16 protein-coding genes and 1 tRNA gene are annotated in these 23,287 nt (G+C 62.3%); 11 read left to right on the forward strand and 6 right to left on the reverse strand.

What is annotated here, in order from left to right:
- Positions 1-97: 97 nt before the first annotated feature.
- Entirely contained in the window at positions 98-1,096 is a 999-nt protein-coding gene (locus tag D5125_14210) for a folate-binding protein YgfZ (protein QFY90540.1), read from the reverse strand.
- 79 nt (positions 1,097-1,175) lie between these two features.
- Here D5125_14210 and D5125_14215 point away from each other — a divergent pair, with 79 nt between their 5' ends.
- The 9 genes from D5125_14215 (at position 1,176) to pheA (ending at position 15,578) form a co-directional block, all read left to right on the forward strand.
- The gene (locus tag D5125_14215) at positions 1,176-2,993 is read left to right on the forward strand and encodes an RNB domain-containing ribonuclease (GenBank protein ID QFY90541.1); all 1,818 of its coding nucleotides are present in this window, start codon (positions 1,176-1,178) and stop codon (positions 2,991-2,993) included.
- A 338-nt stretch (positions 2,994-3,331) separates the two neighbouring features.
- A complete protein-coding gene (locus tag D5125_14220) occupies positions 3,332-4,912 on the forward strand; it encodes a peptide chain release factor 3 (protein QFY90542.1) in 1,581 nt (526 codons plus the stop codon).
- A 193-nt stretch (positions 4,913-5,105) separates the two neighbouring features.
- Positions 5,106-6,545, forward strand: coding sequence for an HlyC/CorC family transporter (locus tag D5125_14225; protein ID QFY90543.1), 1,440 nt, complete (start codon positions 5,106-5,108; stop codon positions 6,543-6,545).
- Positions 6,545-7,807, forward strand: a complete 1,263-nt coding sequence (locus D5125_14230; protein ID QFY90544.1) for an HlyC/CorC family transporter — start codon at positions 6,545-6,547, stop codon at positions 7,805-7,807. The genes D5125_14225 and D5125_14230 overlap by 1 nt, the downstream gene beginning before the upstream one ends.
- A gap of 7 nt (positions 7,808-7,814) precedes the next feature.
- Positions 7,815-8,888, forward strand: a complete 1,074-nt coding sequence (mtnA, locus tag D5125_14235) for an S-methyl-5-thioribose-1-phosphate isomerase (GenBank protein QFY90545.1) — start codon at positions 7,815-7,817, stop codon at positions 8,886-8,888.
- Positions 8,889-9,089: 201 nt separating this feature from the next.
- On the forward strand, positions 9,090-11,678 hold the full coding sequence (gyrA, locus tag D5125_14240; protein ID QFY90546.1) for a DNA gyrase subunit A: 2,589 nt from the start codon (positions 9,090-9,092) through the stop codon (positions 11,676-11,678).
- Between the two features lie 277 nt (positions 11,679-11,955).
- Positions 11,956-13,044, forward strand: coding sequence for a 3-phosphoserine/phosphohydroxythreonine transaminase (serC, locus tag D5125_14245; protein QFY90547.1), 1,089 nt, complete (start codon positions 11,956-11,958; stop codon positions 13,042-13,044).
- Between the two features lie 139 nt (positions 13,045-13,183).
- Positions 13,184-14,359, forward strand: a complete 1,176-nt coding sequence (locus D5125_14250) for a phosphoglycerate dehydrogenase (protein QFY90548.1) — start codon at positions 13,184-13,186, stop codon at positions 14,357-14,359.
- Between the two features lie 133 nt (positions 14,360-14,492).
- Complete coding sequence (pheA, locus tag D5125_14255; GenBank protein QFY90549.1) at positions 14,493-15,578, forward strand: prephenate dehydratase; 1,086 nt, start codon at positions 14,493-14,495, stop codon at positions 15,576-15,578.
- 18 nt (positions 15,579-15,596) lie between these two features.
- Here the strand turns inward: pheA and D5125_14260 are convergent, their stop codons facing one another.
- A complete protein-coding gene (locus D5125_14260; GenBank protein QFY90550.1) occupies positions 15,597-17,288 on the reverse strand; it encodes a diguanylate cyclase in 1,692 nt (563 codons plus the stop codon).
- Between the two features lie 323 nt (positions 17,289-17,611).
- Positions 17,612-18,385, reverse strand: a complete 774-nt coding sequence (locus D5125_14265) for a DUF3581 domain-containing protein (protein QFY90551.1) — start codon at positions 18,383-18,385, stop codon at positions 17,612-17,614.
- Between the two features lie 134 nt (positions 18,386-18,519).
- Between D5125_14265 and D5125_14270 the strand changes: the two genes are divergently transcribed.
- Together D5125_14270 and D5125_14275 are read left to right on the forward strand one after the other, a co-directional pair.
- A complete protein-coding gene (locus D5125_14270; GenBank protein ID QFY91175.1) occupies positions 18,520-19,893 on the forward strand; it encodes a Glu/Leu/Phe/Val dehydrogenase in 1,374 nt (457 codons plus the stop codon).
- A gap of 77 nt (positions 19,894-19,970) precedes the next feature.
- Positions 19,971-20,046, forward strand: a tRNA-Thr gene (locus D5125_14275).
- Positions 20,047-20,481: 435 nt separating this feature from the next.
- Here the strand turns inward: D5125_14275 and D5125_14280 are convergent.
- The 3 genes from D5125_14280 to D5125_14290 form a co-directional block, all read right to left on the reverse strand.
- Positions 20,482-21,267, reverse strand: coding sequence for a GIY-YIG nuclease family protein (locus D5125_14280; protein ID QFY90552.1), 786 nt, complete (start codon positions 21,265-21,267; stop codon positions 20,482-20,484).
- Positions 21,260-22,102, reverse strand: a complete 843-nt coding sequence (locus D5125_14285) for a DUF1016 family protein (protein ID QFY90553.1) — start codon at positions 22,100-22,102, stop codon at positions 21,260-21,262. Before D5125_14285 ends, D5125_14280 begins: the two co-directional genes overlap by 8 nt.
- Before the next feature lie 229 nt (positions 22,103-22,331).
- On the reverse strand, positions 22,332-23,282 hold the full coding sequence (locus D5125_14290) for an Rpn family recombination-promoting nuclease/putative transposase (protein ID QFY90554.1): 951 nt from the start codon (positions 23,280-23,282) through the stop codon (positions 22,332-22,334).
- Between the last annotated feature and the right edge of the window lie 5 nt (positions 23,283-23,287).

Here is a 23,287-nt window from a genome sequence, read left to right on the forward strand (position 1 = left end):
GATTGGCAACCACTCAGGCCAATCATCCCTCGTCCCATGGCATTGCAGGGGCGAATATCAGCTATGTTAATCGAATAAGCGCAATAATCTAGCAGCTTTATGTGGATTTTTCCTCAAATGCGTAGGGCAGGGGCAGAATTTTCAGCTCAGGCCCGCTCAGGCTGGCCAGATGCAGGGGGCCATCGGCCTGGCTGATCTCCAGCACGGCGAGCAGCTCCCATTGGCCGTCGGCCTCGCTCGCTGCCGCTTCCACCACCCGCCCGGCACCCTGGCCCGAGGTGCTGTGGGGGGAGAAGATCTCCATCCCCGGCAGCACCGGCTCGGCGCTGGCGAGCCGGGCGCGGTACATGCGACGCTTCAGCTTGCCCAGGTATTGCATGCGCGCCACCACCTCCTGGCCGGTGAAGCAGCCCTTGGTAAAGCTCAGGCCATTGACCAGCTGCAGGTTGGCCATCTGCGGCACGAAGGCCTCCACCGTTGCCTCATGCACCACCGGCTCGCCGGCGCGAATGGCCAGCAGCTTCCAGCTCTCGACATCCCCCGGCCGGGCCGCTTCGCTCAGCCGTTGCCAGAGTCCGGCGGCCTGCTGGGGGTCGGCCAGCAACAGAAAGCGCGGCCGGTTCTCTGCTGGGTTCTCCGCCAGACTTCCCATCAGGCGCAGGCAGCACAGGCCCTCTTGCTGAATACAATCATCCACCCCCTCTGGCACCTGGCCCAACAGCTGTTGCAGCAGGGCCTCGGCACCCGCGCCGGCCAGGCCCATCTGGCGCCAGTCGGCGCTGGCGTCGCGCAGGCTGACCTTGGCGCGCAGCACATGCATCTGCAGGCGCTGGCGCAGGGGCTCAAGCCGCTCTGACGGCAGCTGCAACAGCCAGCCCTTAGCCGCCGGGATGACGCGAAACAGCGCCAGCATACGCCCCTTGGGGGAGCACAGGGCGCTGAGCTGGCTGCGATGGGGGCCAATCTCGCGGCTGTCGTTGGTGAATTGGCCCTGCATAAAGCTCAGGGCGTCCTCGCCCTCAACATGGATCAGGCCCAGGTGGCTCAGATCATAGAGGACGCAATCGGGCAGGCTGGATGATGGGGGGGTGTTCATGGATTTTGCTCCCTCGGGTCAGGGTGGGTGGGGCGAGTGCGGTATGATAGCCGACCAAACTTGAGAATACTGAGATTACATGAGTCCGGAAAAGCTGCAAATCAACGCCCTGGTGCTGTATAAGGGCCATCCCGCACGCATTCTAGCCCTTGCCGATAAGGTGGAAATCGAACTGGAGGGAGGCAAGACCAAACGGGTACGCGACAAGGACGTGATCCTGCTGCACCCAGGTCCGCTGCAGCAACTGCAGGGCCTGCCCGGCGAGGCCGCCGATGTCACCGAGGCCTGGGAGCTGCTGGAGGGTGAAGAGAGCCGCTTTGCCGATCTGCTGGAGCTGGTGTTCGAGCGGCCCGGTCCGGCCCAGGCCTGGTCACTCTGGCTGAGCCTGGCCGAGGGGCTCTGGTTCGAGGGTGATATCAACGCCCTCAGGCCGCGTAGCGCCGAACAGATCGCCGCTGATCGCGCCGCCCGCGAGGAAAAGGCGCGCAAGGAGCAGGAATGGGCCGATCTGCTGCAGCGCCTGCAACAGCGGCAGATACTAGCGGAAGATCGGGGCCAGCTGAGCGAGGTGGAGCGCCTGGCCCTGGGTCAGCTGGCGCAGAGTCGTATCCTGGAGGCGCTGGGCATTGCCGCGACGCCGGAAAACGCCCACCGTCTGCTGGTGGAGCTGGGCTACTGGCCCGATCATCAAAACCCCCATCCAGGGCGTCAGGGCGTGCCGCTGGACTCGCCCCAGCTGGAGCCGGGGGAGCTGCAGCAGGAGCCGCGCCAGGACCTGACCGAGCTGACCGCCTGGGCCATAGACGACGAACACAGCAATGACCCGGACGACGCCATCAGCTTCGATGGCGACCGCCTCTGGGTGCATGTGGCCGATGTCGCCGCCCTGGTGGTGCCGGACTCGGCGCTGGATCAGGAAGCCCGCAGCCGGGGCGCCAATCTCTATCTGCCGGAAACCATCAGCCACATGCTGCCGCCGCCCCTGACCGAGATGCTGGGACTGGGGCTGCAGGAACGCTCACCGGCCCTATCCATCGGCCTTCGCCTGTCGGAGGCGGCCGAGCCTGTGGACATAGCCATCTGCGCCAGCCACATCCGCGCCACGCGCATCAGCTATGCCGAGGCCAACCGACGCCTGGAGCAGGAGCCCTTTGCCAGCATCCGCAGCCTGACCGAGCGCTACCGCGCCCGTCGTCAGCAGGCCGGTGCCGTGGGGCTGGACCTGCCCGAGGTGAGCCTGCGGGTGATCGACGGCAGGCCGCAGATTAAACCCCAGGAGAAGCTGGACAGCCGGGAGATGGTCACCGACGCCATGCTCATGGCCGGCGAGGCGGTGGCCAGTTATTGTCTGCAACACCAGATTGCCGTGCCCTTTGCCGTGCAGGCCCCGCCGGATGAGTTGCGCAGCCCCGGCAGCCTGGCGCAGATGTACGCCTACCGGCGTTTCTTCAAGCCGACCCGCTCGCAGACGGAGCCGGGCCTGCACTCCGGGCTGGGCCTGCAGCGCTATGTGCGCGCCACCAGCCCGCTGCGCCGCTATCCCGACCTGCTGACGCATCAGCAGCTGCGTGCCCATCTGGCCGGGCGCGAGCCCCTGAGCCTGGAGCAGGTCTCCCTGCGTGCCAGCCAGTCCGACGAGGGCAGTTTTTTGCGCCGCCGCACCGAGCGCCTGTCCAACCAGCACTGGAAGCTGGTCTGGCTGCGGCAGAATGCCGATTGGCAGGGCGAGGGGGTGGTGGTGGAGCAGGGCGAACGGCACATGGTGGTGATGATCCCCGAGCTGGCCTTTGAGGCCCGCATGCGCCTCAAACCTGAATACAGCCTGGATCAGGCGGTACGGATGAAGGTGCGCGAGATCAATCTACCCGAGCAGCTGGCCTATTTTCGGTTGTTATAATTTGGTGACTCGGGACTCGGGACTCGGGACTCGGGACTCGGCAGGCTCCGTAGCCCGGATTTCGTTTCGCTGCATCCGGGCTACCACTTTGCACCTCTGAGCGCCAGTTCGGAATTTCCGGGGCTCGGAGCTCCCAGGACAATGGCGTCAACTTAGCGCGAAAGCGCTGGCTGAGCGAACGGCTTAAGCAGCCCGTAAATGTCTTAAGTTGACGCCATTGGGCCTGGAGCGGGCCATGCCCTGCTGCCAGTTGTGTTCATTCGCGTTCATTCGCGGACTTAAATCTAATAACCACCTCAACTTCAACGCTATCTTCAACCCTTTCTGGCCCTTAACCCATGTCCCCATTCATCGAACAACTCAGCAAACGCCGCACCTTCGCCATCATCTCCCATCCGGACGCCGGCAAGACCACCTTGACGGAAAAGCTGCTGCTGTTCGGCGGTGCCATTCAGCTGGCCGGTACGGTCAAGGGGCGCAAGGCCGCCCGTCATGCCACCTCGGACTGGATGAAGATGGAGCAGGAGCGCGGCATCTCGGTGACCTCCTCGGTGATGCAGTTTCCCTACAACGGCCGCGTGGTCAACCTGCTCGACACCCCCGGTCATGAGGACTTCTCCGAGGACACCTACCGCACCCTCACCGCCGTGGATTCGGCGCTGATGGTGATCGACGTCGCCAAGGGTGTCGAAGAGCGCACCATCAAGCTGATGGAGGTGTGCCGCATGCGTGCCACCCCCATCCTCACCTTCATCAACAAGCTCGACCGCGAGGGCCGCGATGCCATGGAGCTGCTGGACGAGGTAGAGAGCGTGCTCGGTATCCAGTGCGCCCCGGCCAGCTGGCCCATCGGCATGGGCAAGCGCTTTCGCGGCGTCTATGACCTGCGCACCGATACCACCCACATGTTCAGCCCCACCCACGGCGGCAAGATCCAGCAGGGCGAGCTGATCATCGGCCTGGACAACCCGCGCCTGGATGAGCTGGTGGGCGATCAGGCCGATGAACTGCGCACCGAGGTGGAACTGGTGCGCGGTGCCAGCCACGCGATCGACCATGCCGCCTACCTGCGCGGCGAGCAGACGCCGGTGTTTTTTGGCTCGGCGATCAACAACTTTGGCGTCAAGGAACTGCTGGATGCCTTTGTCGATTACGCGCCGCCACCGCTGCCGCGCAAGACGGTGCAGCGCCTGGTCGATCCTGCCGAGGAGAAAATGACCGGCTTCGTGTTCAAGATTCAGGCCAACATGGACCCCCAGCACCGCGACCGCGTCGCCTTCTTCCGCGTCTGTTCCGGCAGCTACCGCAAAGGGATGAAGCTCAATCATGTGCGCCTGGGCAAGACGGTGCAGGTGGCCAATGCCGTCACCTTCCAGGCCGACGAGCGCGCCCAGGTGGAGGAGGCCTGGCCGGGTGACATCATCGGCCTGCACAACCACGGCACCATGCAGATCGGCGATACCTTCACCGAGGGCGAGAACCTCAAGTACGAGGGCATCCCCTTCTTCGCCCCCGAGCTGTTCCGCCGCGTGGTGCTGAAAGACCCGCTGAAAGGCAAGCAACTGCTCAAAGGCATATTGCAGCTCTCCGAAGAAGGCGCCACCCAGAGCTTCCGACCCCTGAAAAACAACGACCTCATCCTTGGTGCCGTCGGCGTGCTGCAGTTCGAGGTGGCGGCGCAACGGCTCAAGGACGAATACAACGTCGAGGCGGTGGTGGAGGCAGTCGGCATAGCCACCGCCCGCTGGATACAATGCGATGACAGCAAGATGCTGGAGCAATTCCGCAGCAAGGCCCACGACAATCTGGCCCTGGACGGCGATGATCAGCTGGTCTATCTCGCCCCCACCCGGGTCAACCTGCAACTGGCCCAGGAGCGCTGGCCGGACATCCACTTTCTGGCCACTCGCGAGCTTTAACCCAGAGGACAGAGGGCAAAAGACAGAGGGTAGAGCACGGAGGGGGAGCATTAGCCATAGACTCATTTCATATTGGACAAGGCTCGGAATAACTCCTGAGCGGCTTTCCGTGGCATAATACCGGGCTGCTTGCCAGGGTCGAGCCGGTCGTTGTGGCCTGGGGTCCTGGGTACCGTTCGGGGATCCGCGCCGCATGAATGAGCTTTTCGCCTTCTACCATTCCCTGGGAATCAGCCCGGAAGAGCTGGAGCTGGGCCTGCGCGTCCTGTTTCAGGTGTTGCTGCTGACCTCCTCGGCGGTGTTTTCCGGCTCAGAGACGGCGCTGTTTTCGCTTAGCCGCATCGATCTGCAGCGCCTGCGCCAGACCCGCAACCGGTATTCCGAGAGCGTGCACGCCATGCTCGACGAGCCGCGGCGGCTGATCATCTCCATCCTCTGCGGCAATGAGCTGGTGAACATCGCCTCGGCGGTGAACATGACCGGCATCCTGCTGCTGCTCTACGGCAGCGAGGATACGGTATGGATCAACATCCTGGTGATGGTGCCGCTGCTGCTGCTGATCGGCGAGGTCACCCCCAAGACCATCGCCGTCAACTACCCGCTGGAGTTCACTACCCGCCTGTCGGCCAGGATCTTGCCGCGCTGGATTATTCTGATCACGCCGCTGCGCGAGGCGGTGCGCATGGTCGCCGATCGCATCACCACCTGGCTGGTGGGTGAGGGCGTGAGTCGGCAGAATATCCTCAAGCCCGACGAGTTTCGCACCCTGCTGGAAGAGGGTGAGGAGACCGGGGTGATCGACGCCACCGAACGGGTGCTGATCGGCAACCTGCTGGAGGCCACCGAGACCGACATCTCCCGCATCATGACGCCGGGGCCGCGCATCCGTTTTCTGGATGCCGACCTGCCGGTGCCCGAGATGATCGAGCGGTTCCGCGAATACTGCCACCCACGGGTACCGGTGTATCAGGGTCACTGGGACAATGTCATCGGCTTCATCCACTCCGAGCAGATCCTCAAGCTGGTGCGCGGCGGCGGCGATCTCAGCCAGGTGACCCTGGAGATGATCCTCAAGCCGGCCCACTTCGTGCCGCCGACCAAGAAGGTGGACGAGATGTTCGACTACTTTCAGGCGCACAACACCCGCATCGCCATTGTGCTGGGCGAATACGGCGAGGTGCTGGGGCTGGTGACCCTGAAGGACGTGCTCACCTTCATCTTCGGCGAGATCTCCGGCAAGATGGAGGAAGAGGACTACAGCACCGGCGAGGAGGGCGGCTGGCTGGTGCCCGGCGACATGCGCCTGGGCGATTTCTACAACCTGGCGAACATCGATCTGGACGATCCGGTGATGGCCACCGTCGGCGGCGTGGCCTTCCGCCTGTTTGACCGCCTGCCCCGCGAGGGGGATCGGGAGGTGCACGAGGGCTGCGAGTTCATCGTCAAGGAGGTGCAGGGCCTGCGCATCAGCCAGCTGCTGATCCGCAAGGTGACCAAGGAAGGGGTCGATGAAGAGGCCCCAGCAGCGGATGGGGCGGATGCCGATGAAACGGCGCTGGCAACCGCCGAGACCGCCAATGAGACCCCCAGCGAGCCCCCCAACACGCCCCCTGGCGAGCAGGAGAAAATCTGATGGATCTGGCCATTGTCATCCCCCTGATCATTGTCTTTCTGCTGCTCAAGGGCTTCTTCTCCGGCTCCGAGATCGCCATGGTCAACTCGGACAAGCTCAAGCTGCGCCACCAGGCCAAGATCGGCGACAAGGGTGCCCAGCTGGTGCTCAAGCTGTTCAAGAAGCCCGATGTGATCCTCGGCACCACCCTGGTGGGCACCAACATTGCCACGGTGACCATCTCTACCCTGGGGGCGCTGCTGTTCATCGAGCTGTTCGGCTCTAATGGCGACCTCATCTCGGTGCTGGTGATGACCCCCATACTGCTCATCCTCGGCGAGGTGGTGCCGAAGAGCATCTTCCAGCAGAAGGCCGATGGCATTGCGGTCAAGGCCATCTACGGCCTGCGTTTTTTCTCTTTGCTGTTCTATCCGGTGATCTTCGTCTTCAGCGGCGTGGCGCGTACCTTCACCCGCCTGGTCGGCGATGGCACCGTGCCCCAGCACCTGTTCATCACCCGCGATGAACTGCGCGTGCTGCTGGATGTATCGGACACCTCCAGTGGCCCCTCGACCATTGATCGCAAGCGCATCCGCCGCATCATCCGCTTTGCCGATACCACCGTGGGCGAGGCCATGATCCCCCTGGCGGATGTCTATGGCTTCAACGAGTCGCGCAACATGAAAGAGGCGATCCGCATCGTCATGCGCCACGGCTACAACCGCCTGCCGGTGTACCGGGGTAACATCACCAACGTCAAGGGCGTGCTCACCCTGAGCACCTGGGATTTGATGAAGCCGGACCTGGCCGACGAGCCCATCTCCAACTACGTGCAACCGGCGCTGTTTCTTTCCCCCAAGCAGACCATAGACCGCGCCCTGCCCAAGTTGCAGGCGCGGGACGATCACATGGCGGTGGTGGTGGACGAGTTTGGCTCGGCCATCGGCATACTCACCATGGAGGACGTGTTCGAGGAGGTGGTGGGCGAGATCGATGTCGGTTACGACTTCGACGAATACCACCCCAAGCAGCGCGTGTACATAGAGCATGAATCCGAGACCTCGCACCTGATGAGCGGGCGTATGCCCATCTCCGAGATCAACGATATCCTCTATGTCCATTTCCCCGTGGGCGAGGCCCACACCGTGGGGGGGCTGATCATCAGCCGCCTGCGCAAGATCCCCAGCGCCGGTGATTTCATAGAAGAACAGGATTACCGGCTGACCGTGCTGGAGGCCGATGAGCGATCGGTCATCCGGGTGCGCGTTGAACGCTTGTTATGAGGTAGATATGAGCAAATTGCTGCAGCCCGCCGAACTGGGCCTGGAACTCAAGGCCGACAACGCCATTGTCTGGCATGAGGATGACCTCTACCTGCTGGATCAGCGCCTGCTGCCCCAGCGCGGGGCCTTCCTGCCCCTGCGCAGCCTGACCGAGGTGGCCAAGGCGATCCGAGACATGGTGGTGCGCGGTGCCCCGGCGATTGGCGTCACCGCCGCCTACGGCCTGGTGCTGGCGGCCCGTGAGCGCTATGCCGAGAGTCCCATCGGCTGGTTTGAGCTGATGCAGCAGGACTTTGACCAGCTGGCCGCAGCCCGGCCCACGGCGGTCAACCTGTTCTGGGCCATAGAGCGTATCCGGGGCCTGGCCCAGGGCCTGGACGGCAACCCGGAAGGACCGCTGCTGGCCGAGGCGCGGCGCATCCACGCCGAGGATATCGCCGCCAACAGGCGCATCGGCGATCTGGGCGCGGACCTGATCCGCAAGCCCACCGCCATCATCACCCACTGCAACGCCGGTGCCCTGGCCACCGGCGGCTACGGTACCGCCCTGGGGGTGATCCGCTCGGCCCATGCCCAGGGCAAGGTGGAGCGGGTCTATGCCGACGAGACCCGGCCCTGGCTGCAGGGAGCCCGACTCACCGCCTGGGAGCTGGTGCAGGACGGCATCCCGGTCTCCCTGATGGCCGATGGCGCAGCGGCGGCGCGTATGCGCGAGGGCGGCATCGGCTGGGTGGTGGTGGGCTCGGACCGCATTGCCGCCAATGGCGATGTGGCCAATAAGATCGGCACCTACGGCCTGGCCATTGCCGCCCGTCATCACGGGGTCAAATTCATGGTCGCCGCGCCCACCTCCACCATCGACATGGGGCTGACCAACGGCGGCATGATCCCCATCGAGACCCGTGCCTCGGACGAGGTCTTCAGCTGCGGCGGCCAGCGCGTCGCCAGCGAGGGTGCCCACGCCTGGAACCCGGTGTTCGACGTCACCCCGGCGGAGCTGGTGGACGCCATAGTCACCGAGAAGGGCATAGTCCTCAAGCCGGACGCGGGCAAGCTGGCGCGGCTGGTGCAGAAGGGGTGATCGGGACTTAAGCTTCGGGATTCGGGACTCGGGACTCGGGACTCGAAATTTGCCACGGATGTTTAATCCTAACTCCGTGCTCTCTGCGTCCGGCTTAGGCCGCTGCTAAGGCATATCCAGACTGTCATCCCGGTCGGTCTGTGGTAAAATTCGCAGCTCGATAAATCAAATAAAACAGCTGATTCAGGACATTTCCCCTCCATGACCGCCTCCACGAGCGAATTTGCCAAAGAAGTCCTCCCGGTCAATCTCGAAGACGAAATGCAGCAGTCCTACCTGGACTACGCCATGAGCGTGATCGTCGGGCGCGCCCTGCCGGATGTGCGCGACGGACTCAAGCCGGTACATCGCCGGGTACTGTTCGCCATGAGCGAGCTGGGCAACGACTGGAACAAGGCCTACAAGAAATCGGCCCGCGTGGTGGGTGACGTCATCGGTAAATACCACCCCCATGGCGACACGGCGGTGTACGACACCATAGTGCGCATGGCGCAGCCCTTCTCCATGCGCTACATGCTGATCGACGGCCAGGGCAACTTCGGCTCGGTGGACGGCGATGCACCCGCCGCCATGCGTTACACCGAAGTGCGCATGGCCAGGATCGCCCACGAGCTGCTGGCGGACATCGACCGCGAGACGGTGGACTTCCTGCCCAACTACGACGGCTCTGAGTACGAACCGGCGGTGCTGCCGGCCAAGTATCCCAATCTGCTGGTGAACGGCTCGGCCGGTATCGCCGTGGGCATGGCCACCAATATCCCGCCGCACAACCTGAACGAGATCATCGCCGGCTGCATCGCCATGATCGAAGACCCGGAGATCGGCGTCGATGGCCTGATGCAGCACATCCCCGGCCCCGACTTCCCCACCGCCGGCTTCATCAACGGTGCCCGTGGCATCCACGAGGCCTATCACACCGGCCGTGGCCGCATCTATGTACGCGCCCGCACCCAGATCGAGGAGATGGACTCCGGCCGCCAGCGCATCGTGGTCAATGAGCTGCCCTATCAGGTGAACAAGGCCAGGCTGCTGGAGAAGATCGCCGAGCTGGTCAAGGAGAAAAAGATCGAAGGCATCAGCGAGATGCGCGACGAGTCGGACAAGGACGGCATGCGCATGGTGATAGAGCTGCGCCGGGGCGAGGTGGCCGAGGTGGTGCTGAACAACCTGTTCCAGCACACCCAGATGCAGAATGTGTTCGGCATCAACATGGTGGCCCTGGTGGACAACCGGCCGCGCATCCTCAACCTGCGCGAGATGCTGCAATACTTCCTGCGCCACCGGCGCGAGGTGGTCACCCGCCGCACCCTGTATGAGCTGCGCAAGGCGCGGGAGCGGGCGCATATCCTGGAAGGCCTGGCGGTGGCCCTGGCCAACATCGACGAGATCATCGAGCTGATCAAGGCCTCCGCCAGCCCGGCTGAGGCCAAGCAGGGCCTGGTCGGACGGCTGTGGCAGTCCGGCACCCTGGAGGCCATGCTGGAGCGCGCCGGGGCCGACGCCTCCCGCCCCGAGGACCTGGCCGAGGGCTTCGGCCTGACCCCGGAGGGCTATCGCCTCACCGAAGCGCAGGCCCAGGCGATCCTGGATCTGCGCCTGCAGAAGCTCACCGGCCTGGAAAAGGACAAGATCCTCGCCGAATACGCCGAGATCCTGGAGCGCATCGCCGAGCTGCTGCTGATCCTCTCCAGCGTCGAGCGCCTGATGCAGGTGATCCGCGAGGAACTGGAGGCGATCCGCGATCAATTTGGCGACAAGCGCCGCACCGAGATCATCCAGGACCGCCTGGATCTGACCCTGGAAGACCTGATCACCGAGGAAGACGTGGTGGTGACCCTGTCCCATCACGGCTATGCCAAGTCCCAGACCCTGGATACCTACCAGGCGCAGAAGCGCGGTGGCAAGGGCAAGCTGGCCACCACCACCAAGGATGAGGACTTCGTCGAGCAGCTGTTCATCGCCAACACCCACGACACCATCCTCTGCTTCTCCAGCCGCGGTCGGGTCTATTGGCTCAAGGTCTATGATCTGCCCCAGGGCAGCCGCAACGCCCGCGGCAAGCCCATGGTCAATCTGCTGCCGCTGGAAGATGGCGAGCGCATCAACGCCGTGCTGCCGGTGCGCGAGTACCTGGAAGACCGCTATGTGTTCATGGCCACCGCCTCCGGTACGGTGAAGAAGACCGCCCTGCAAGACTTCTCCCGCCCGCGCAGCGTCGGCATCATCGCCGTCGATCTGCGCGAGGACGATCAACTCATCGGCGTGGACATCACCGATGGCGAGCGCGACGTCATGCTGTTTACCTCCGCCGGCAAGGCGGTGCGTTTCCACGAATCCGAGGTGCGCGCCATGGGCCGCACGGCCAGCGGGGTGCGCGGCGTGCGCCTGGGCGAGGGCCAGAGGGTGATCTCCCTGATCATCGCCGAACCGGGTCGCGATGTGCTCACCGCCAGCGCCCAGGGCTACGGCAAGCGCACCGCAGTGGAAGAGTTTCCGCGCAAGGGCCGTGGTGCCATGGGGGTGATCTCCCTGATCACCAACGAGCGCAACGGCGAGCAGGTGGGCGCGGTGCTGGTGGACGAGAGCGATGAGATCATGCTCATCACCAACGGCGGAACCCTGGTACGCACCCGCGTCAGCGACGTCTCCCGCCTCAGCCGCAACACCCAGGGCGTCACCCTGATCCGCCTGAGCAAGAACGAGCGCCTGATCGGCATAGAACGCATCGAAATGCTCGAAGGCGAGGGCGACGAGGGCGAAGCTGAGGCCAGCGGCGACGAAGAGGAATAAATCTTTTGGGACGCAGAGGGCGCAAACGACTGCATGGATGCAGGAGGTAGAACGAAGTAGGATGCCCGAGTCGAGGAGCGCAGAGAACGCAAAGAGTTAGAAAAGTTGCAAATCTGTAGCCCGGATGGAGCGCAGCGGAATCCGGGATTGGGATGATGCAGATTCACTCATATTACTCTGCGTCCTCTGCGCTTCTTTGCGGTCTCTGCGTCCCAATTTAGCGTTCATTTGCGGACTAATAATCTAATAAATCTCAACAATTCAAGGGGGTAATCTGATGTCGCGCGTGTTCAATTTCAGTGCCGGGCCGGCCATGTTGCCGGAAGCTGTGCTCAAGCAGGCCCAAGAGGAGATGTCCGATTGGCAGGGAACCGGCATGTCGGTGATGGAAATGAGCCATCGCGGCAAGGAGTTCATGTCCATCGCCGCCCAGGCCGAGGCCGATCTGCGTGAGCTGATGGCCATCCCCGCCAACTACAAGGTGCTGTTCCTGCAGGGCGGTGCCTCCAGCCAGTTCGCCATGATCCCGATGAACCTGCTCGGCGACAAGGGCAAGGCCGACTACATCAAGACCGGCTCCTGGGGCAAAAAGGCCATCGCCGAGGCCAAGCGTTTCGCTCAGGTCAATGTTGCCGCCGACAGCTCCGCCGAGTCGGGCAAGTTCACCCATGCCCCGGCGCAGGACGAACTCAAGCTCAGCGCCGATGCCGCCTACGTGCACTACACCCCCAACGAGACCATCGAGGGGGTCGAGTTCGGCTATGTGCCGCAGACCAAGGGCATCCCCCTGGTGGCGGATATGTCTTCTACCATCCTGTCGCGACCCATCGACGTCAGCCAGTTCGGCCTGATCTACGCCGGGGCGCAGAAGAACGTCGGCCCGGCCGGCCTGACCCTGGTGATCCTCCGCGAGGATCTCATTGGGTACGCTAAGGAGGGTACGCCGACCATGTTCGACTACAAGACCCATGCCGATAACGACTCCATGTACAACACCCCGCCCACCTATGCCTGGTACCTGGCCGGCCTGGTGTTCCAGTGGCTGAAGGGGCAGGGCGGTCTGGCGGGCATGGCCGAGATTAACCAGCGCAAGGCGCAGAAGCTCTACGCCGCCATCGACGGCTCGGATTTCTACGCCAACCCGGTGCGCCCGGATTGTCGCTCCTGGATGAACGTGCCCTTCACCCTGGCCAACGCCGATCTGGACAAGGCCTTCCTTGAAGGCGCGACCAAGGCCGGCCTGACCACCCTCAAGGGCCACCGCTCGGTGGGCGGCATGCGCGCCAGCATCTACAACGCCATGCCCGAGGCAGGCGTGGATGCCCTGGTGCAGTACATGGCCGAATTCGAACGCACCCAGGGTTGATCTTTTCGTCAGGACGCAGAGATCGCGGAGAAGCGCAGAGCACGCAGAGACTTAATTGTTTTCGCGCAAAAACAACTTTAACTCTGCGCTCTCCGCGCTTCTTTGCGTCCTCTGCGTCCAAAATTAAGGGTTAAAAATAATGTATAAGATTTTGACGTTGAACAATATTTCCGTGGCTGGGCTGGAGCGTTTGCCGCGGGAGCGCTATGAGGTGGCCTCGGAAATCAGCCATCCCGATGCCATTTTGCTGCGCTCGTTCAAGATGCACGAGATGGAGATCCCGCCGAGCCTCAAGGCGGTGGGCCGGGCCGGTGCCGGGGTGAACAACATCCCAGTGGATAAGATGACCGCCGCTGGCGTGCCGGTGTTCAACGCCCCCGGTGCCAATTCCAATGCGGTGAAAGAGCTGGTGATTGCCGGCATGTTGCTGGCCTGTCGCAACATCGCCCAGGCCTGGGATTTTGCACGTAACCTGGAGGGGGATGACGCCAGCATCAACAAGCAGACCGAGGCGGGCAAGAAGAACTTCGGCGGCTACGAGCTGCCCGGCCGCACCCTGGGGGTGATAGGCCTGGGTGCCATCGGCGTGCGGGTGGCCAATGCCGCCATCGCCCTGGGCATGAAGGTGGTGGGCTTCGACCCCGGCATCACGGTCAAGGGTGCCTGGCAGCTGGACGCCGCAGTGCAGCAGGCCAACAGCGTGGATGATCTGCTGGCCCGGGCCGATTTTGTCACCTTCCATGTGCCCCTGATCGAGGCCACAGCCAACCTGATCAACGCCGATCGTTTGAAGATCATGAAAGATGGCGTGGTCATCCTCAACTTCGCCCGTGGCGGCATAGTGGATGATGCAGCGGTGCTGCCGGCCCTGGACAGCGGCAAGGTCTATGCCTATGTCTGCGACTTCCCCACCAATCAGATCAAGAACCACCCCCGCGTGGTCTGCCTGCCCCATCTGGGTGCCTCCACGATAGAGGCCGAGGATAACTGCGCCATCATGGTGGCCGATCAGGTGCGTGACTATCTGGAAAACGGCAACATCATCAACTCGGTGAACTTCCCCGAGATCGTCCTGCCACGTAACACCGGCGTGCGCCTGGCGATTCTCAACCGCAACGTGCCCAACATGGTGGGGCAGATCTCCACCGACCTGGGCAATTCCGGGATCAACATCATCGACCTGCTGAACAAGTCCCGTGGCGACGTGGCGGCGACCCTGCTGGACCTGGACAAGGCCCCGGAGCAGAGCCTGCTGGACGAACTGCTGGGTATCGAAGGGGTGCTCTCGGTACGCTGCCTGGGTTGCGGTAAATAAAGTCCGCAAATGAACGCATTGGTAGCTTTCAGCCCTCAGCATCCAGCATCCAGCAGCCAGCTTGCTATTCACCCAATCCAAGCTGACCGCTGGCAGCTGAAGGCTGGCGGCTCGGCATGCTAATCTAAACACCATGTCAGACAACGAAATTCGCACCGTTCGCCAGCAGATTGATCAGATCGATCAGGATCTGCTGCGCCTGCTCAGCCAGCGTGCCGGCTGCGCCCTGGAGGTGGCGCGGATCAAGCAGGCGCTGGACCCTGAGGTGAATTTCTATCGCCCCGAGCGCGAGGCCCAGGTATTGCGCTCGGTGATGCAGGCCAACCCCGGCCCGCTGGCGGATGAGACGGTGGCCTGGCTGTTTCGTGAGATCATGTCCGCCTGCCTGGCTTTGGAGCGGCCGCTGCAGGTGGCCTACCTGGGGCCGGCGGGCACCTTCACCCAGGCGGCTGCCCTCAAGCACTTTGGCCATGCGGTGGAGGCGCGGCCGGTGGCCTCCATCCCCGATATCTTTCGCGAGGTGGAGTCGGGCAACTGCCAGTACGGCCTGGCCCCGGTGGAGAACTCCAGCGAGGGGGTGGTAACCCACACCCTGGACAGCTTCGTCAACTCGCCGCTGCATATCTGTGGCGAGGTAATGCTGCGCATCCACCACCACCTGCTCAGTCTGAGCCCGCAACTGGCGGCGGTGCGCAAGGTCTATTCCCACCAGCAATCCCTGGCCCAGTGCCGGGGCTGGCTGGACCATCATCTGCCCCAGGCCGAGCGCGTGGCGGTGGCCAGCAACGCCGAGGCGGCACGGCTGGCGGCGCAGGAGGGTGAGGGGGTAGCGGCCATTGCTGGCCAGAGCGCCGCCGAGATCTACGCCCTGCCGCAACTGCACGGCAACATCGAGGACGACCCGGCCAACACCACACGCTTTCTGGTCATCGGCCGGGAGCAGGTCGGCCCCAGCGGCAACGACAAGACCTCACTGCTGCTATCGACCCGCAACGAGGCCGGTGCCCTGCATCGGCTGCTTGCCCCCCTGGCACAGAACGGCATCAGCATGACCCGCATCGAATCCCGCCCCTCCCGACGCAGCGCCTGGGACTATGTCTTTTTTATTGACGTCCTCGGCCACCAGCAAGACCCCACACTGGCCGCCGCCCTGGACCAGCTCAGGCCCCAGGCGGCCCTGTTCAAGGTGCTCGGCTCCTTCCCCCGCGCCCTGCTGTAGCCGCCGAGCCGCTGCAACTCAGTACCCTTGCGCAGCGACACAAGACTCTGTCTTCTGTCCTCTGTCTTCTGTCTTCTGTTTAGGCCGATAGATGGCAAAGTTGTTCTTGCCACCGCGTTTGATCTGGTACATGGCTTCGTCGGCCAGGCGCAGCAGGTCTTCGCTGGTATAGGCGTGTTGCGGGTAGAGGCTGATGCCTATGCTGACGCCAATGCTGCAACTGTTTTTCTTGCAGGCAAAGGGCTCGCCTATGGCCTGGATGATGTCCTGGGCAATGCGGTCCACCGGGCTCAGGTCGCTCAGATGGGCGCAGGCCACGGCAAACTCATCGCCGCCGATGCGCGCCACCATGTCCTCCTCCCGCACCTGGGCCTGGATGCGGCGGCCGGTCTCCTTGAGTACCTGATCGCCGATCTCGTGGCCCAGGTTGTCGTTGACCGCCTTGAAGCCGTCCAGGTCGAGAAACATGATCGCCACCAGGGTCTTCTCGCGCTGGGCGCGATTGAACAGGCCGGCGCAGAATTCGTGCAGCATGGCCCGGTTGGGCAGGCCGGTGACCAAGTCGTGGCGGGCCATGTGGCGTAGTCGGCGATTGGCCTCTTCCAGCTCCCGGGTGCGCTCGCGTACCCCCTGCTCCAGGCGTTCGTTGATCTGGATCAGGCTGGCCTCGGCCTGCTTTTGCAGGCTGATATCGGCCAGTACGCCGATGAATACCGGCTCGTTATCGATGCGGATCTCGCTGACGCCCAGTTGCAGCGGCACCCTCTGACCCTGTTTGTGCAGCCCCTCCACCTCCCGGCCGGTGCCGATGATGCGCCTCTGGCCAGTGTGCAGATAGCGCTGCATGTAGCCATCGTGGGCCTGGGCGTGGGGCTCGGGCATGAGCAGGGACAGGTTTTTACCGATCAATTCATGGCAGGAGTAGCCAAAGATGTGCTCGGTGGCCTTGTTGCAGGAGAGGATCTCGCCCCGGCGGTTGGCGGTGATGACGGCGGCAAAGATGTTGTCGCGGATGCTCTGTTCCTGACACAGGCTGTGGTTGAGGGCGCGCAGTATGCCGCTGATGCGCCGGACCACGCGATGACCTATGCCGATACTGACCAGCAGGCCCAGCAGGCACAGTGCCAGGATGATGTTGATCTGCCGCTGGCCATTCTGTTTGGCCTGCTGCAAGACCTGGTTGGCCAGATCGCGCTGTTGCTGGGCAAACTGGTCCAGTCGGCCACTCACCTGGCGCTGACCGGGGATGACCTCCTCGATCATGTGCTGCCGGGCCTGCTCGAACGCATCCTGGTTCATCAGTTCGATGACCCGGTAGTGGTGTACCCCGACCTGGCGCACCAGGCTTTTCAATTGTTGCAGGAAGGCCTGGTCATGCCGCTGCAGGGGCTGGGCCTCCAGCTGTTCCAGGGTGGAGAAGAAGGCCGAGCCCTGGGCGCGCACCTGCATGAAGAGTTCGTCACGCTCGAAGGGGTCTTCGGTGAGGACCAAGGCGTACAGGCGCAGGGAGCGCTCCTGGCTGACATGACGCAGTTGGTTGGCCAGGGCGGCGGTCAGTTCATGCTGTTTCTGGGCCTGGTTGAACTGCTCCAGCAGGTGGGCAAAACCCAGCAGACCGGCACCGATCAGCACCAACAGCAGGAGGATGATGGTGCCGAAGCCAAACACCAGCAGGCGGCGCGGGTCGGCGGGGGGCTGGGGCAGGTTCATCTGGACTCACCCTTGAGGGCTTGTGTCTGTCCGCTCTGCCATCCCCTCTGGCACAGGGAGGCCGGGCCATCTCTCCTGCTTGCAACGGCTGCCCTGGGCGGGCGGGGAGGGCGGCGGATTATCCTACACAAAAACTGCCGATGGTCGCTGTGGTCAGGCTGAGACATGGCATGATTCCCTTATGGTCGGGCACGGTATTCAGAGTATCCCCAATTTATCAATGGAATTCAATAGACAGAGGATAGCAGAATAGGGCAGGCCTTGCCCGCCGCAGCGCCATCCGCGCAAGGCTTGGCCACCGGCATCGGCCCATGCCCTTTGGGCTAAGCCGACCCGTTACCTCCCTGTTCAACTCCACGAACTCCATGCGCCCTTGCGTTCTTCACGCCCGGCGCGGCATACGCCGCCTTCTGCCGCAGATAGCTCTCCATCAGGCCCTGGGTCACCGCCTCATCGTAGGGCTTGAGGCCGCTCACCAGCAGCTTCTTGAAGCCCTGCCCCACGGTCACCCCGTCGGCCTTGATGCTGAACGCCAAGCGCACATCGCCGCGCTTGCCCTTCACCTCCAGCCGATGCTCGGCGTGCTCCAGTTTCGGTTCAGAGAAATCCAGATGGTCCAGCCGTACCGACATGCTCTCGTAGATCACCAGCGGCCGTTCAGGGTTGATCATCACCCCCTGCTCACGCAACAGGGGCACCAGCACATGGGGGAAGTTCTGCCCGGAAAAGGCCACATAGCTACAGGCCATAGCGCGCACCAGATCGGCGTCCCGGCTGCTTTCACCCTCCCGCTCCACCCGCAGGCAAATACGCTCCCGCGTGTCGGTCACGGCAAAGCGGGGCTCGGCATGGGCGGGAAAATGCAGTACCGTATCCCCGCCCACCATGCCCGAAAAGGTGAAACACATGCCCTGGCTCAGGCCGTAGCGTTGCAAGACGAGGGCAAACAGCAGGTCGCCCGGTACGCAAAAGCGCTTGGCATCGGGGTCGTGGATGGGATTGAAGTCGCCAGCAACCTCTTTGGCAAAACGGCTGGCCTGGTCTGGGCTGATACGCACGCCGTCGGCGGCTTCATGGTAAAAAGGCTCAAGAAACATGCTGCAATCCTGCTTTGATCATGATCAAGCGGCGCAGTATAACCCCTTCCTCTACCCGGTAGGTCACCGAAACGGAGCAGCGCATGAACAAAAGCAGGCCCAGCGGCAGCCATTTCCTTGACAGCGTCAACCGCATGGTGGATCGCGCCGTTACGGCATCCGGTCTGGAGGCCGACATCGCCGAGGCGATCAAGGTGGGCACGGATGTTCTGCAGGTCAATTTTCCGGTCAAGATCCGTGGCCGCCTGGAGCTGTTCTCCGGCTGGCGCGCCGTACACAGCACCCATCGTCTGCCGGTGAAGGGCGGCATCCGCTACGCCCCCAACGTCGATCAGCACGAGATCGAGGCCCTGGCCGCCCTGATGACCTACAAATGCGCCATAGTCAATGTACCCTTCGGCGGCTCCAAGGGCGGGCTCAAGCTGGACCCCTGCCAGTACGACCGCGATGAACTACAGATCATCACCCGCCGCTTTGCCCGCGAACTGGCCACCAAGGGCTACCTCAGCCCGGCACTCAACGTACCCGCCCCGGATGTGGGCACAGGCCAGCGCGAGATGGCCTGGATTGCCGACACCTACAAGCACCTCTACCCCGATGATATCAATCACGTTGCCTGCGTCACCGGCAAGCCGGTGGAGCACGGCGGCATTCGCGGCCGCACCGAGGCCACCGGGCGTGGGGTGCAATATGCCCTGCGGGAATACTTTCGCCACCCCAGTGAGGTCAAGCGCGCCGGCCTGGTCGGCGGCCTGGAGGGCAAGCGCATCATCGTCCAGGGGCTGGGCAACGTCGGCTACCACGCCGCCGCCTTCCTGGCCAAGGAGGATGGGGCCAAGATCACCGTCATCATCGAACAGGACGGTGCCCTGATCAACGAACAGGGGCTGGACGTGGATCAGGTCTATCGCTACAAAAACGAACAGGGCGGGGTAAAGGGCTATCCCGACGCGCAATACCACAGTGATGGTGCCAAACTGCTGGAACACGAGGCCGACATCCTCATCCCCGCCGCCCTGGAAGAGGTCATCCGCAGCGACAACGCCGCCCGTATCCGCGCACCGCTGATCATCGAGGCGGCCAACGGGCCGATCACCTACGAGGCCGACCAGATACTCCAGGACAAGGGCTGCATCATCATCCCCGACGCCTACGCCAACGCCGGCGGGGTGATCGTCTCCTTCTTCGAATGGGTACGCAACCTCAGCCATATCCGCTTTGGCCGCCTGGAACGCCGCTTCGACGAAAGCCGTGGCAAACACATCATAGACGCCATCGAATCGGCCAGCGGCTCCACCGTACCCAGCTGGATCGCCAACCAACTCAACCGTGGTGCCGACGAATTCGACCTGGTCCGCTCCGGCCTGGACGACAGCATGCGCATGGCCCTGCAGGAGATCATTGAGATACGCAATGACCACGAGAAAGTGGAAGACCTGCGCACCGCCGCCTACGTCATCGCCCTGAACAAGCTCTCCCGTTCCTACCTGGACATAGGCGTGTACTGATGCAAAATGCAGCCAGCTTGCCCAACCCCACAGCGGCCACTATACTGCACCCCCTTGCACCAACCCCTCCCTCCGACGCCAATGTAGCTCAGTCGGTAGAGCAACTGATTCGTAATCAGTAGGTCGCCGGTTCGATTCCGGCCATTGGCTCCATAAAATCAGGCACTTAGGTAATACAATCAACCCAGACAAAAACCTATGTAAGCACCATGTAAGCAACTAAATTGCTCAGGTATTGCGGGTTCAGGGGTTGCTGCCAGCCTCAACCAAGAGAAAACCCACTGTTATCTTGATCAAATTTTGACCAATTGAAGGGGCAGCAAAACAAAATGGGGGTAGATTTGGGGGTATTTTTCAAAATCAGCTTGTGAATTTCTTATATTTTACAGCTTCTTATTTGCTTAATTCGACTCCTCCCACAGCGTCGAATTGAGATTTTCAGCGTTCTAGCCAGTCTTTGCGCCAAAAACACGCTTTAGCCTCTCATCGCTTTCGGTCAAAAACAGGCTGGAAACTGCCCTATCCCTGCATAAAGGTATCTTGGAAGGTAGCTTAGCTGTCAGCCATCAAGATAATAAGCTAATAAATTCAGCGCATTATATCTAAATAATGGCGGAGTTTGTCTCCGCTAACTGCCGCATCCCGGCCCAGCAGGTCCTGGAAGGAACCGAAATAGACGACGGGGTTCTTGCTGTCAATCTGCGTTGGATCGCTGCCGGACGAGCGTGAAAGGTACTGCCAGCCATCGAAATCCCTGTGCGATTCCAGGTCCGTTTGCCAAGCGTCCTCGACGGCGGGCTTGAAGGTGACCACGAGCACGCGCCGGGCACCAAGCTGCTTGGCCAGCTGATAGCAGGTGAAGGTTTTGCCAAAGCGCATCTTGGCATTCCAGAGAAAGCGCGGTGTGGCCTTTGGGTTCTCTGCCCAGATGGAGTTGAAGTAGTCGAAGGTCTTTGCCACGGCCTCGGCCTGTTCCTGGCGCATGGGGAAGTCTTGATGGTGTCTGGCGCTGATTTTCTGGCCCGTGCACAACTCGGCCAGCACGCTGTGCACGTCCTCCACCGAGCAGCGCATCCACTCCAGCTCGACGTTGGCAAAGCCTTTTTTGATCAGCGCAGCGCGGACCTCATGGTCGGTCAACAGGCTACCATCTGCGCGTTCGGCGGATTCATCCAGCTCGATACGGTAGTTCTTGATGGCGGCGGTCTTGAGTTGCTCGGCGACGCGCTGCTTGACGTCACGGCTGGTCTGGCCGACCTTGAGCAGCCCTTGATGGGCGGCATCGGCAATGCTGTAGGCGTAGATGCGGGGGCGGGCCTGGGGTTTGGGAGCGAGAATTTGCTCGATGCTGGGCCCGATGCTGGGTTTAGCCATCGGCACGATACTCCAGGGCCAATTCAATCAGGCGGCGCTCCTTTTCCAACTCCCGTTGCAGTTGGTCTTCCGTCGGCAGGTTGGGCAGGTATTTGGAAGCAAAAATCTGTTGGCTCTCCTGCAGAATCGAATACTTGGCCACGGCCTCGCTCTTGTCTGAGCAGAGCAGCAGGCCAATGGTGGGGTTGTCGCCGGGGACCTTGAAGCGGTCTTCATAGAGCCGGACGTAGCCATCCATCTGGCCGATGTCGGCGTGGCTCAGCTTGCCGATCTTCAAATCGATCAGCAGGAAGCATTTGAGCACGTAGTTGTAGAACACCAGGTCGATGAAGAAGTCCTCGTCACCAAAGCGGATGTGCTTTTGCCGGGCAACAAAGGAGAAGCCCTTGCCCAGCTCCAGCAGGAAGTGCTGCAGGTTGTCGATGATGGCCTGCTCCAGTTTGTTTTCATGCAGGCTGGGGGAATCAGGCAGGCCGAGGAATTCCAGCACCATGGGTGACTTGAGCACGTCAGCTGGCTGCATTGGCTCACCCGGCAGCCGCTCCCGGCCCTGGGGCCGCAGGCCCTGGTCGCCGTGATTGGCGATAGTACGCTCGTAGTAAAAGCTGTGAATTTGCCGCTCCAATTGCATCTTGGACCAGCTACATTCGCTGGCCTCGCGCTCGTAGAAATCGCGGGCCGCTTGATTCTCCACTCGCATCAGGGCGCGGTAGTGGGACCAGCTGAGGTGTGGCGAGAAGCCCGGCGCGGCTTCGCTGGCCTGTGACTGAGGCATCGCCAAGGCTGATTTAGTACCCGGCAGGTACTGTTTTGCCTCAGGTGCGACCGGCCGCATGCTATCAGGGGTGTCTCAGAGGGTGCTTGCAACGGGCCAGGGGCCGACAAGCGCCGCAGGCTGCGGGGTGACTGGCCGTGGGATTGCTCATAGTGGGATAGCCCCTGGTGGCTTTCCACTCCGGTGTAGCGCAGCGAGGCATCTTCGTAGCGGCGGAAGGCGAAGACGGCCTGGTTTATCTGCTCTGTATTGAATACCCGGAGGCGGACCAGCAGTTAGGGACCTAGTTTCAGTGCAGGGCCTCGCTGCGAAGCCTGGCCACTTCCGTCACTGGCAAGCCGGTGATCTCGGCGATGGTTTGATCGTTCATGTCGGTGCGAGCGATCAGGTTGTGGGCGGTTTCACGTTTGGATTTCTCGGCACCAAACTGTTCGCCCTCCATCCGGCCCTTGTTCAGCAGGTTTTCTCTCAAGGTCTCAAGATTCTCTGCCAGCATGTCTTTGTTCTCCGTCAGGCTGTTGAGTTGGTCCAGGTTGATTTGCGCGTCCAGATAGTGCAGGTGGCGCTTGATCCAGCGGGTGAGTATTTCGTCCATGCGCTGTTTGTTCGGGTCCGCCTGGATCAGGGCAACGATGCGATCCACCGCCCGTTGCAGGGCGTCGATGTCGGCGGCGGCATTCTCGATGCCGAAGACACCGCTCAGCAGGCTTTGGCGCTGCGCCAATTCTTCTTCCGTGTAGCGACCCTCATCAATCAGATAATAGCGCAGATGGGGCTGATAGACCCGCAGAAACTGCGGTGGTTCCGGTCGGATCAGCTGGTAGATGTCTTCCTTGGCGTTCCAGCGTTTGGAGCCGTTGTAGAGGACGATGGGCAGCACCGGTGGCAGGCCACGCTTGAGGTTGGTCTTTTTGCTCTTGAGTAGGTGGTCGTAGAAGCAGACCAGGTAGTGCATCAGGCGCAGGGCCATGGGATAGATGACGGTGGACTGGAACTCCAGCAGCAGGTAGAGAAAGACGCGCAGGCGCAGGCCCTTCCAGCTGACCTGTACCGACCAGACCCGATCTTCGAACTTTTCCTGAAACAGCGGGGTAACGTAATTGCCGCTGTGGTTTTCCAGGGTGCTGAAGTCCATCAGTTCAGCGATCTCGGGTGGCGCGAAGCCTTCGATCAGCTGCTGGACGAACTCGGGGTGGCTGAAGAGTTCCTTGTAACCAGTGTCGTGGTGGTTGTGGTTCATGGGTG

The sequence above is a fragment of the gamma proteobacterium SS-5 genome, from assembly GCA_009497875.2.
GTDB lineage: Bacteria > Pseudomonadota > Gammaproteobacteria > Chromatiales > Chromatiaceae > Magnetovirga > Magnetovirga frankeli.

Bases quoted from the DNA above. Each gene is read 5' to 3' on its own strand.
- D5125_14265 (QFY90551.1), bottom strand. From the start codon at position 18,385: ATGTTTCTTGAGCCTTTTTACCATGAAGCCGCCGACGGCGTGCGTATC.
- D5125_14280 (QFY90552.1), bottom strand. From the start codon at position 21,267: ATGGCTAAACCCAGCATCGGGCCCAGCATCGAGCAAATTCTCGCTCCC.
- D5125_14210 (QFY90540.1), bottom strand. From the start codon at position 1,096: ATGAACACCCCCCCATCATCCAGCCTGCCCGATTGCGTCCTCTATGAT.
- D5125_14220 (QFY90542.1), top strand. From the start codon at position 3,332: ATGTCCCCATTCATCGAACAACTCAGCAAACGCCGCACCTTCGCCATC.
- D5125_14290 (QFY90554.1), bottom strand. From the start codon at position 23,282: ATGAACCACAACCACCACGACACTGGTTACAAGGAACTCTTCAGCCAC.
- mtnA (QFY90545.1), top strand. From the start codon at position 7,815: ATGAGCAAATTGCTGCAGCCCGCCGAACTGGGCCTGGAACTCAAGGCC.
- D5125_14230 (QFY90544.1), top strand. From the start codon at position 6,545: ATGGATCTGGCCATTGTCATCCCCCTGATCATTGTCTTTCTGCTGCTC.
- D5125_14270 (QFY91175.1), top strand. From the start codon at position 18,520: ATGGTGGATCGCGCCGTTACGGCATCCGGTCTGGAGGCCGACATCGCC.
- serC (QFY90547.1), top strand. From the start codon at position 11,956: ATGTCGCGCGTGTTCAATTTCAGTGCCGGGCCGGCCATGTTGCCGGAA.
- D5125_14285 (QFY90553.1), bottom strand. From the start codon at position 22,102: ATGCGGCCGGTCGCACCTGAGGCAAAACAGTACCTGCCGGGTACTAAA.
- D5125_14260 (QFY90550.1), bottom strand. From the start codon at position 17,288: ATGAACCTGCCCCAGCCCCCCGCCGACCCGCGCCGCCTGCTGGTGTTT.
- D5125_14215 (QFY90541.1), top strand. From the start codon at position 1,176: ATGAGTCCGGAAAAGCTGCAAATCAACGCCCTGGTGCTGTATAAGGGC.
- pheA (QFY90549.1), top strand. From the start codon at position 14,493: ATGTCAGACAACGAAATTCGCACCGTTCGCCAGCAGATTGATCAGATC.
- D5125_14250 (QFY90548.1), top strand. From the start codon at position 13,184: ATGTATAAGATTTTGACGTTGAACAATATTTCCGTGGCTGGGCTGGAG.
- D5125_14225 (QFY90543.1), top strand. From the start codon at position 5,106: ATGAATGAGCTTTTCGCCTTCTACCATTCCCTGGGAATCAGCCCGGAA.
- gyrA (QFY90546.1), top strand. From the start codon at position 9,090: ATGACCGCCTCCACGAGCGAATTTGCCAAAGAAGTCCTCCCGGTCAAT.